Source organism: Curtobacterium sp. LFS079, assembly GCF_047977865.1.
In the GTDB taxonomy this organism is placed as follows: Bacteria; Actinomycetota; Actinomycetes; order Actinomycetales; family Micrococcaceae; genus Arthrobacter.
Genome location: NZ_JBFPFO010000024.1, coordinates 1 through 10,778, shown reverse-complemented (window position 1 = coordinate 10,778; position 10,778 = coordinate 1). Strand labels below are relative to the sequence as shown.

Genomic DNA, 10,778 nt, shown 5'->3' with positions numbered 1-10,778 from the left:
CCCCCCCCCCCCCCCCCCCCCCCCCCCCCCCCCCCCCCCCCCCCCCCCCCCCCCCCCCCCCCCCCCCCCCCCCCCCCCCCCCCCCCCCCCCCCCCCCACGCCCGTTTTGTCGATCGGGTGTCCTAGTCCAGGTAGTCGCGCAGGACCTGGGAGCGCGACGGGTGCCGCAGCTTGGACATCGTCTTCGATTCGATCTGGCGGATGCGTTCGCGGGTCACGCCGTAGACCTTGCCGATTTCGTCTAAAGTCTTCGGCTGGCCGTCGGTCAGCCCGAAGCGCATGGCGACAACGCCGGCTTCGCGCTCGGACAGGGTGTCCAGCACGGAGTGCAGCTGTTCCTGCAGCAGGGTGAAGCTCACCGCATCGGCAGGAACAACGGCCTCGGAGTCCTCGATGAGGTCACCGAACTCTGAGTCGCCGTCTTCGCCCAGCGGAGTGTGCAGGGAGATCGGCTCGCGGCCGTACTTCTGGACTTCGACGACCTTTTCCGGGGTCATGTCGAGCTCCAGTGCGAGCTCTTCCGGCGTGGGTTCGCGGCCGAGGTCCTGGAGCATCTGGCGCTGGACACGGGCCAGCTTGTTGATGACTTCCACCATGTGCACCGGAATACGGATGGTGCGTGCCTGGTCGGCCATGGCACGGGTGATGGCCTGGCGGATCCACCAGGTGGCGTAGGTGGAGAACTTGAAGCCCTTGGTGTAGTCGAACTTCTCCACGGCGCGGATCAGGCCCAGGTTGCCTTCCTGGATCAAGTCCAGGAAGAGCATGCCGCGGCCGGTGTAGCGCTTGGCCAGGGAGACCACGAGGCGCAGGTTGGCCTCAAGCAGGTGGTTCTTGGCACGCTTGCCGTCGTGGATGATGAACTCGAGCTCGCGCTTGAGTTTAGGGTCCATCGAGCCGTCGTCGGAGTTGATCTTCTCCTCGGCAAAGAGGCCGGCCTCGATGCGGAGCGCGAGGTCGACTTCCTGCTCGGCGTTCAGCAGCGCGACCTTGCCGATCTGCTTCAGGTAGTCCTTGACGGGGTCGGCGGTGGCGCCGGCGGACATGACCTGCTGGACCGGGGCGTCATCATCGTCGGCGTCCGAGTAGACAAAGCCCGAGCCGGTACTTGCGGGCTTCTTCTCGTCCTCCTCTACCTCCTCGCCGAGCTCTGCTTCGTCGGGAGCTGCAGCGTCGAACTCCTCTTCCTCCACCTCTTCTTCAGAGTCTTCGGATTCGCCGGATGCCTTGGCAGCTGCCTTGGCTCCGGGCTTGGGCCCACGCTTCTTGGGGGCCGGCTTCTCTGCGTCTGAAGCCTTGCCAGCACGTGTTGCCGCACGCTTGGCAGTTGCGGCCGCCTTCGTTTCTTCGGCGGTCAGTTCGGCCTGGGCGGCGGGTTCCTTCTCGGCGGGAGACGGGGTCACAGAAAACCTTTCTAGCGGCGGTCTGTGGAATCACCATGGGGGCAACACCACTATGACCCTGTCAAGTCCGCGATCAACATCAAGTGCGATCGGCGCCTGCAGAGTCACTCAGTAAAACTGCCGGCGCCACCGAAATGTTCCCGGTAATAAGGGAACGCCTCTGGCACTTGAAACACGGACCCAACCGGGTCTCGGCCTACATTGTCTCACGCTTTTCCTTGTCAGGGGGCGAATCGTCATTCTGTTGCGGTATTCAGGCAGCTGCCCCGCCGAACCGGCGCCACGCAGCGCCCCTGTTCCGCGCCCAGCCGCAGAGGGTGCCGCGGTGCACAAGTTCCGTCAGCAGGGCTGCGAGCCGGTAGCCGGGGTGTTCAGCCTCCGCCTGGCGGAGCAGGGCGTCAGCGAAGGAACCGCTCCCCCGGCACCATTGGATCCAGCCGCGCAGGGTGAGCGCTGCCGCCCTGGCTTCCCCGCCGCCGCGCGCGGAAAGGTCTTCCAAGAGCCTGTCCAGCGCGTCGAGCCGTTTCCAGTCGGGGATCGCCGGGTGCAGGCCGAGCAGCACATCTCCATAGCGCAACATGTCCGCAGGACCTCTTGGGGCCCGGAACTTTGCCGGGACGGACGCCCAGCCAGCCGCGGGAGCACTACCTTCCCCGGGCCCGGCCGTAACCGCGAGTTCATCGGGAAGCTCAAGCTCGGCTTTGATTCCGTTTCGAAAGAATCCGAAGGCCTCGGCTCCCGCGCACGCGGTGTCCCGCCCGGCGGCCGCGGCGACCGCAACGGCGTCACGCCAGGCGGGTATGCGAAGGCTCGCCCGGAGAAAAGCTGCCGACCCGGCTCCCGGCGCCGAGGACCCGTCCGCGCGGTCAAGAACCCGGAACCAGGCGTCGAGCATGGTTCCCAGGGCCGCCCGGTCCCTCCATAGCTCCCCGAACCGTTCCAGGGCCGCTGCTTCTTCCCCGGCGAAACCGGGTTCCTCCGGACCGGCGAACGGACCGGAGGAAGTACCGGGCGCTGTCCCGGGCGCGACACTGCTGCCACGGAACACCATTTCGGCGTTGAGCCGGCTGTCGTGTATCCGTTCGACCGGGTGCCCGGGCCACGGACAGCATCCGGGGTCGTCGCAGAACGCGCTGCGCCAGTGCCCGGGACCCACCAGCCATGCATCGCGCAGGACCAACCCGCCGGCGTCGAGGACTTCTTCCACCCCCTGCAACAGCGGCCGGTACCGTTCCCCGACGGTGCCGTCGTCCCAGCCGGACCCCGAATAGACAACCAACAGCGCGCCGTTCGCGGACCGGTCCGCGGCGAGGTACCCGCCGATCTTTTCGGCATAGGCGGCGAGGGGTGGCCCGGAATCCGGAGGCAGGTCCACGCGGAGCGTGGCACCAAGCGTCTTGCCCTGCAGGGTCAGAGCCACGAGGCTTTCCTCGGGCCAGAGACCCAGGGCATGCGGGATGTAGCCGAGGATGTCCTCGGGGCTGGAGATGGTCATGCGTTCGTTTGTCATGGACCCAGCATCGGCAGCAGCCGCGGATCGTGGCAGGCGCTGATCCGCCTATGTGGATAGCCGCGCAAGCCCGACCCCTGTGGAGGAGCACTGTCTTGTGGAGGAGCACTGATGGCCGCCGCGCGGTCAGCCGACGGAGCTGTCCTGCTTTCCGTCCGGTCCCCTGCCCCGCAGGCGGCGTTCGCGGAGGCGGTCCGCCAGCACCTGCGGCAGTGGCTGGACGTGGACGCCCTGCTCCGCCATCTGGCGGCGCACCTTCCGCCGCACCAGCACGATCAGCACCCCGCCCAGCAAAAGGAACACGAACTGGACACTCAAGGCGATCCGGAACGGATCCAGGCCGTAGAGTTCCCCGCCGGAGAATCCCGAGGCATTGAGGAGGTCCAGGACCAGGCCCACCAGGTAGATGGTGAGGAGCGCGGCAACGAAGCCGCCGACATTCACGATCCCGGTTGCCGTCCCGATCCGGTGGGAAGGGTTGAAGGTGCGGGCGAAATCGAAGCCGATCATCGAACTCGGCCCGCCCACTGCCAGCACCGCGGCGAGCAGGGCCAGCAGCCACAGCGGCGCCCTGCCGGGCCAGGCCAGGACCGCGGCCCAGGTCAGTGCCGTGGCGGTTGAAATGAGCAGGACCATCGCCGAACGGCGCATCGGGTGCTTGGCCACGAAGCTGCCGAAGAACGGCCCCGCGATCATGCCCACCAGCACGTAGAGGCCCATGAGGGCGGAAGCCACTGCTGGTCCGGTCCCCTGGGCCGAGACCAGGAAGGGATACCCCCAGGACATCGCGAAAACCGTGCCGCAGAACTGCACCGTGAAGTGGCTCCACAGGCCAAGCCGCGTGCCGGGCTGGCGCCAGGCCCGTGCGAGGCTCACGCCCGTCGCCCGGAGGCCTTGGCTGCCGTCGCGCGGCGGGTGGCCCGGCGGGGTGTCCCGCAGCATCGCCAGCACCAGCACGACGGCGAGTGCGGAGAAGGAGGCCAGCATCAGGTAGGCGGGGGTCCAGCCGGCGGAGTGCAGAACCAGCGCGAACGGCACCACGCTGATCACCTGGCCAAGCTGGCCGCTCATCCCGGTCAGCTGGGTGACCAAGGGCGCACGGCGCGGAGCGAACCAGAGGGGGATCAGCCGGATCACGGAGATGAAGGTCATGGCATCGCCCGCGCCCACCAGCACACGGCCGAAGACGCCGGCACCGATCGAATCGGCGAAGGCCAGTTCCAGCTGTCCCAGCCCCATGAGCACGGCGCCCCCGGCGATCATCACCCGGGAACCGAAGCGGTCAACGAGGATTCCCACCGGAATCTGCAGGCCGGCGTACACCAGCAGCTGGAGCACGGTGAAAAACGATACCGCGGCTGCGCCGGCGTGGAAACGTTCAGTGGCCTCCAGGCCAGAGACGCCGAAGGAGGTCCGCTGAGCAACCGCCACAAGATAGGCGAGCACCCCGATCGACCAGATGAGCCAGGCGCGGGGTGCATTCACCGTTCAATTATCCCCGGAAAGGGGCAGAAAGCAGATTTAAGAAGACTCAGGGTCGCACGTCCTTGCGGGCGAGATACGCCTCAACAGCGGCGCCGAGCTCGTCGGCGTCGGGCAGCTCGTCGTTTTCGTCCGCGAGCAGCGAGCGGCGGACCTGCCCTTCGGCCTTGTCGTCGTAGCGGCTCTCGAGGTTCGCCACCACCTGCTTGACCTCCTCGGACGCCTCGACCTGTTCATCGATCTGGCGGCCGACCTCGCGCCCGGCTTCCCGCAGGCGGTCCGTCGGAAGCATCAGCGACGTTGCCGCGCCGAGGTATTCCAGGCCTGCCACCGCAGCGGGCGGGTACTCGGCGTCCGCAAGGTAGTGCGGGACGTGTATGACGTATCCGGCAACGGAGTGCCCGGCCTCACTGAGCCGGTATTCCAGGACATGCCCGACGGCGGCAGGAAAGTCGACGGTCGGCTTCCACGTGGAAATGCCTTCCACGAGTTCGGGCCGGTTGCCATGCACGGTGACACCGATGGGCCGGGTGTGCGGAACCGGCATGGGAATGGAGTGGATCCAGCTCACCAGCTTGACCTGCAGGGTTTCCACGAGGCCAAGGACGGCGCGCGCGAACCGCTCCCACTGCAGGTCCGGTTCGAATCCGGCCAGCAGCAGGAAGGGCTGGCCGAGCCCGTCGTGCAGGCGGTAGAGGGCCAGGACCGGCGCCTGGTAGTCCTCAAGGTGGTCTTCCACGAAACTGATCTGGGGCCGGCGGCTCCGGTAGTCGATCAGCTGGTCGGCGTCGAACACTGCCACGGTCTCGGCGTCGAGGGCTTCCAGCAATTCGGCGTTCACCTGCCGGACGACGTGCCCGGCGTCGGCGAAGCCGGTGAAACCCACCAGCATGTTCAGGCCTTTGAGTTCAGGACTGTGGAAGAGCCCGATATTGCCCGCGTAGAGCGATTCGGGGTCAAGGAATGAGCCGGAGATACCTTCAAGCACGGCAGGATCCTTTCAATCAATACGACTTCTTTCGGTACAACGCCCGCCGTCGGCGGCGCATTCCTGCGGCGCGTGTGCCGCAGATCTCATTTGATTGCTTCCCGCCGCGCCGGAGCGGCTACGATCAAAACGTGCCGCCACGGCGGCCCCAGGCACTTCCGGACCCGTCCACCCGACGGCCGGGGGCGACCGGAACCGGGCGCCTGACATGCAGCCCGGCAAAGCCATGCAAAGAGAGATGAGGACAAATCCTCGTGGTGAAGACTACAGACATCACCCTTGGCATCATCGCCAAGGACCTGAAGAAGTCCCCCAGCGAAGCACTGGTCATCGGTGTTGCACAAGGCCCCGACGGCCCCGTGCTGCTGGACAACCCTTTGAGCGCCAAGGCCGCCGAAACCCTTGCCGGCTCCTTGGGCGTCCTCGGCGTCACCGGGGCCAGCGATCAGGTCCACCGTCTCCCCGGCCTTCCGGAAACCGGCTCCGCCGTCCTGGTGCTTGCCGGCACCGGCAAGCCCGACGCCGACGGGCGGACCAGCGGCGAGAGCCTGCGCCGCGCCGCCGGATCCGCGGTCCGCCAGCTCGCAGGCCTTCGCTCCGTGACGCTCGCGTTCCCGACGGCGGACGCCGCCGACGTCGCGGCCGTCGCCGAAGGTGCCGCGCTGGGTTCCTACTCGTACACCGAGCACCGTTCCAGCCTGAACGGGCTCAAGGATCCGGTGCCGGCCGTCCTGATCCACACCGCGGTGGACGCCAAGGAAGCCAGGCCGCTGCTGGACCGCGCCGTGCTGCTGGGCCGCGCCGTCAACGCCACCCGCACCCTGGTCAACCAGCCGCCCAGCCACCTGTACCCTGAGTCCTTCGCCGACGCCGCCAAGGAGCTGGCCAAGGGCCTGCCGGTCAAGGTGACGGTCTGGGACGAGAAGCGCCTGGAGAAGGAAGGCTTCGGCGGCATCCTGGGCGTCGGCAAGGGCTCGACCCGCCAGCCCCGCCTCGTCAAGGTGGAGTACGCCCCCGCGAAGGCCACCCGGAAGATTGCCTTGGTCGGCAAGGGCATCACTTTCGACACCGGCGGCATCTCCATCAAGCCCGCCCTCGGCATGGGCGACATGAAGAGCGACATGGCCGGTGCCGCCGTCGTCCTTAATACGGTCCTTGCCATCGCCGGCCTCGGCCTGCCGATCAAGGCCACTGCCTGGCTCTGCATCGCGGAAAACATGCCCTCGGGCGCCGCGCAGCGCCCCGCCGATGTCCTGACTGTCTACGGCGGCAAGACCGTGGAGGTGCTGAACACCGACGCCGAGGGTCGCCTGGTGATGGCGGACGGGCTGGTTGCCGCGAGCCTGGAGCAGCCGGACGCGATCATCGACGTCGCCACCCTTACGGGCGCCCAGCTGATCGCCCTCGGCAACCGCACCGCCGGAGTCATGGGATCCGACGACCTCACTGGTGCCCTGAAATCCGCCGCCGACCGTGCCGGCGAGCTGGTGTGGCCGATGCCGATGCCGGAGGAACTCCGCGCCAGCCTGGATTCCCAGGTGGCGGACATCGCGAACATCGGCGAACGCCACGGCGGCATGATGACGGCGGCAGTCTTCCTGCGGGAGTTCGTCGGCAAGGACGCCCAGGGGGAACAGATCCCTTGGGCCCACGTCGACATTGCCGGCCCGTCCTTCAATAACGGAAGCCCCTACGGCTACACCCCCAAGCAGGGCACCGGCTGCACCGTCCGCACTCTCGTCGCCTACGCCGAAGACCTGCTTTCCCGGTCCGGGGCGTAACCCTTGTGGGGCCGGTCCATGACCGGCCCCACGGCCGGACGTGAGACTGGCCACAAGCACCACCCAAAACGGCACCGGAGGGTGGAGCATGAATAGGTGGTTCGCTAAGGTGAACCACGGTAGTCACAAATGCAAGAGAACTTTTCGTGCTGGCATAATCGCGGCAGAACTTGTTCCAAGACCAGATGGCCCGTGATCTCGTGCCATCGTTCACGCGAGGGAGCGTCATAGTGGCCGATCAGGCAACTGCGCAAGAATTCGACATCCTGGTACTCGGTGGCGGCAGCGGCGGCTACGCCACGGCCCTGCGTGCCGTACAGTTTGGCTTCACCGTCGGCCTCGTTGAGAAGGCCAAGCTCGGCGGCACCTGCCTGCACAACGGATGTATCCCCACCAAGGCACTGCTGCACTCCGCGGAACTCGCGGACCACGCCCGCGATGCCGCCAAGTACGGTGTGAACGTCACCCTGGACAGCATCGACATCGACGCCGTCAACGCCTACAAGGACGGCATCGTCGCAGGCAAGTTCAAGGGCCTGCAGGGCCTGATCAAGGCCAAGGGCATCACCGTCATCGAGGGTGAGGGCAAGCTCCAGGGCACCGACACCGTAGTGGTGAACGGCACCGCCTACAAGGGCAAGAACATTGTCCTGGCCACCGGTTCCTACTCGCGTTCCCTCCCGGGCCTGGAAATCGGGGGCCGCGTCATCACCTCCGACGAGGCGCTGACCCTGAACTACATCCCCAAGAGCGCAATCGTCCTCGGCGGCGGCGTCATCGGCGTCGAGTTCGCCTCCGTGTGGAAGTCCTTCGGCGTGGACGTCACGATCGTTGAAGGCCTGCCCTCCCTGGTCCCCAACGAGGACGCCGCGATCATCAAGACCCTTGAGCGTGCCTTCAAGAAGCGCGGCATCAAGTTCAGCACCGGCGTCTTCTTCCAGGGCGTGGAGCAGGACGAGAACGGCGTCAAGGTCACCCTCGTGGACGGCCAGACCTTCGAAGCCGAACTGCTTCTGGTTGCCGTCGGCCGCGGTCCGGTCACCGCGAACCTCGGCTATGAGGAAGCCGGAGTCACGATCGACCGTGGCTTCGTGATCACCAACGAGCGCCTGCACACCGGCGTCGGCAACATCTACGCCGTCGGCGACATCGTCCCGGGGGTCCAGCTCGCGCACCGCGGCTACCAGCAGGGCATTTTCGTCGCCGAGGAAATCGCCGGCCTGAACCCGGTGGTCGTCGAAGACGTCAACATCCCCAAGGTGACGTTCTGCGAGCCGGAAATCGCCACCGTCGGCTACACCGAAAAGGGCGCCAAGGAGAAGTTCGGCGAAGACCAGGTCCAGACCCAGGAATACAACCTGGCCGGCAACGGCAAGAGCTCCATCCTGGGCACCGGCGGCATCGTCAAGGTGGTCCGCCAGAAGGACGGCCCCGTGGTCGGCATCCACATGATCGGTTCCCGCATGGGCGAGCAGATCGGCGAGGCCCAGCTGATCGTCAACTGGGAGGCCTACCCGGAGGACGTGGCACAGTTCATCCACGCCCACCCCACCCAGAACGAAACCCTCGGCGAAGCGAACCTGGCCCTCGCCGGCAAGCCGCTCCACGGCTAATAGCCACCAGACAGCCGCCCTGCGCCGGCATGAACTGCCGGCGCAGGGCAACACAGGCAACACCCATCCGCACAAAAAACAAATAAGGAGAACGGGGACGACATGTCTGAATCCGTTAACTTGCCCGCCCTCGGTGAAAGCGTCACCGAAGGCACCGTCACCCGCTGGCTCAAGCAGGTTGGTGACCGCGTGGAGGTCGACGAGCCCTTGCTCGAGGTCTCCACCGACAAGGTCGACACCGAAATCCCTTCTCCGATCGCAGGCATCATCGAGGAAATCCTGGTCGCCGAGGACGAGACCGCAGAGGTCGGCGCTCCCCTGGTCCGGATCGGCAACGGCGCCGCTCCGGCCGCCGAAGCCCCCGCCGCTGCTGCTCCCGCAGCCGAGGAAGCCCCTGCCGCCCCCGCCGAGGCTCCCGCAGCCCCCGCCGCGGACGAGGCTCCCGCCGCCCCCGCCGCAGGAGCTCCGGCCGCTGCCGAAGGCCACGAAGTCACCCTCCCTGCCTTGGGCGAGAGCGTCACCGAAGGCACAGTCACCCGCTGGCTGAAAGCCGTCGGCGACACCATCGAGGTCGACGAGCCGCTGCTCGAGGTCTCCACCGACAAGGTCGACACCGAGATCCCCTCCCCCGTCGCAGGCACCCTGCTGGAGATCCGGGTCAGCGAAGACGAAACGGCTGAGGTCGGCTCCGTCCTGGCCGTCGTGGGTTCCGGCGCTCCTGCTGCTGCCCCCGCGGCACCCGCCGCCCCGGCTCCTGCTGCAGCGCCCGCTCCGGCCGCCCCGGCACCCGCCGCTGAAGCCGCACCGGCTCCCGCAGCTGCACCCGCCGCACCGGCTCCCGCAGCTGCACCCGCCGCAGCCCCGGCACCCGCCGCTGCACCTGCCGCAGCAGCATCGTCGGAATCCTCCTCCTACGTCACTCCGCTGGTGCGCAAGCTCGCCAACCAGAGCGGAGTGGACATCGCCACGGTGACCGGTACCGGCGTCGGCGGCCGCATCCGCAAGCAGGACGTCCTCGCCGCTGCCGAGGCACAGAAGGCTGCCGCCCCCGCAGCTGCCCCCGCCGCAGCTGCAGCACCGAAGGCCGCCGCACCGGTCGTGGCTTCCTCGCTGCGCGGCACGGTGGAGAAGGCTCCGCGCATCCGCCAGGTCATCGCCCGCCGCATGCGCGAATCCCTCGAAATCTCAACCCAGCTGACGCAGGTGCACGAGGTCGACATGACCAAGATCGCCAAGCTCCGCACCAAGGCGAAGGGCTCCTTCGAAGCACAGAACGGCGTCAAGCTGACGTTCCTGCCGTTCATCGCCAAGGCTGTTGCCGAAGCCCTGAAGCAGCACCCCAAGCTGAACGCGGCGTACGACGAAGACAAGCAGGAAATCACCTACCACAACGCGGAACACCTCGCGATTGCGGTAGACACCGACAAGGGCCTGCTTGTTCCGGTCATTTCCGACGCCGGCAACCTGAACCTTGCTGGCCTGGCCAGCAAGATCGTCGACGTCGCCGGCCGCACCCGCCAGGGAAAGATCGGCCCGGACGAGCTGTCCGGCGGCACCTTCAGCATCACCAACATCGGTTCTGTGGGCGCCCTGTTCGACACCCCGATCATCAACCAGCCGCAGGTCGGCATCCTCGGCACCGGCGCCATCGTCAAGCGTGCCGTGGTGGTTGCTGATGAGAACGGTGACGACTCGATCGCCATCCGCTCCATGATGTACCTGTCCCTGACCTACGACCACCGCCTGGTGGACGGCGCCGATGCAGGGCGCTTCCTGCAGACCCTCAAGGCCCGCCTTGAGGAAGGCGCCTTCGAAGCGGACCTGGGCCTCTAGGACCGTCCGCGGAGACGGTCCCCGGAACGAGGGCGGGCCGGGGGGGGGGGGGTGACCCCCCCCCCCCCCCCCCGGTGGGGGGCCGAATCACCCGGGGGGGGGGGGAGGGCGGCGGGAGGGGTGGGGGAGCGGGGGGGCCAGGGGATGGGGTGAAGGGTATGGGGGGTG

General features: G+C 67.4%; 7 protein-coding genes. 3 read left to right on the top strand and 4 right to left on the bottom strand.

Features of this window, described 5'->3' with window-relative positions:
• Nucleotides 1-122: 122 nt before the first annotated feature.
• From ACNQPB_RS19960 to ACNQPB_RS19945, 4 genes are all read right to left on the bottom strand, one after another.
• On the bottom strand, nt 123-1,403 hold the full coding sequence (locus ACNQPB_RS19960; protein ID WP_498754165.1) for an RNA polymerase sigma factor: 1,281 nt from the start codon (nt 1,401-1,403) through the stop codon (nt 123-125).
• 253 nt (nt 1,404-1,656) lie between these two features.
• Nucleotides 1,657-2,913, bottom strand: a complete 1,257-nt coding sequence (locus tag ACNQPB_RS19955; protein WP_498754164.1) for a DUF4192 domain-containing protein — start codon at nt 2,911-2,913, stop codon at nt 1,657-1,659.
• 126 nt (nt 2,914-3,039) lie between these two features.
• Nucleotides 3,040-4,398, bottom strand: a complete 1,359-nt coding sequence (locus ACNQPB_RS19950; protein ID WP_498754163.1) for an MFS transporter — start codon at nt 4,396-4,398, stop codon at nt 3,040-3,042.
• 46 nt (nt 4,399-4,444) lie between these two features.
• Nucleotides 4,445-5,383 carry a proteasome assembly chaperone family protein gene (locus ACNQPB_RS19945; protein WP_498754162.1) on the bottom strand — a complete coding sequence of 313 codons (939 nt, stop codon included), beginning with the start codon at nt 5,381-5,383 and terminating at the stop codon, nt 4,445-4,447.
• A gap of 254 nt (nt 5,384-5,637) precedes the next feature.
• Here ACNQPB_RS19945 and ACNQPB_RS19940 point away from each other — a divergent pair, with 254 nt between their 5' ends.
• The 3 genes from ACNQPB_RS19940 (at nt 5,638) to sucB (ending at nt 10,610) form a co-directional block, all read left to right on the top strand.
• Nucleotides 5,638-7,164, top strand: a complete 1,527-nt coding sequence (locus ACNQPB_RS19940; protein ID WP_498754161.1) for a leucyl aminopeptidase — start codon at nt 5,638-5,640, stop codon at nt 7,162-7,164.
• Between the two features lie 230 nt (nt 7,165-7,394).
• On the top strand, nt 7,395-8,777 hold the full coding sequence (gene lpdA, locus ACNQPB_RS19935) for a dihydrolipoyl dehydrogenase (RefSeq protein WP_498754160.1): 1,383 nt from the start codon (nt 7,395-7,397) through the stop codon (nt 8,775-8,777).
• A gap of 102 nt (nt 8,778-8,879) precedes the next feature.
• Entirely contained in the window at nt 8,880-10,610 is a 1,731-nt protein-coding gene (gene sucB / locus ACNQPB_RS19930; protein WP_498754159.1) for a 2-oxoglutarate dehydrogenase, E2 component, dihydrolipoamide succinyltransferase, read from the top strand.
• Nucleotides 10,611-10,778 lie beyond the last annotated feature (168 nt).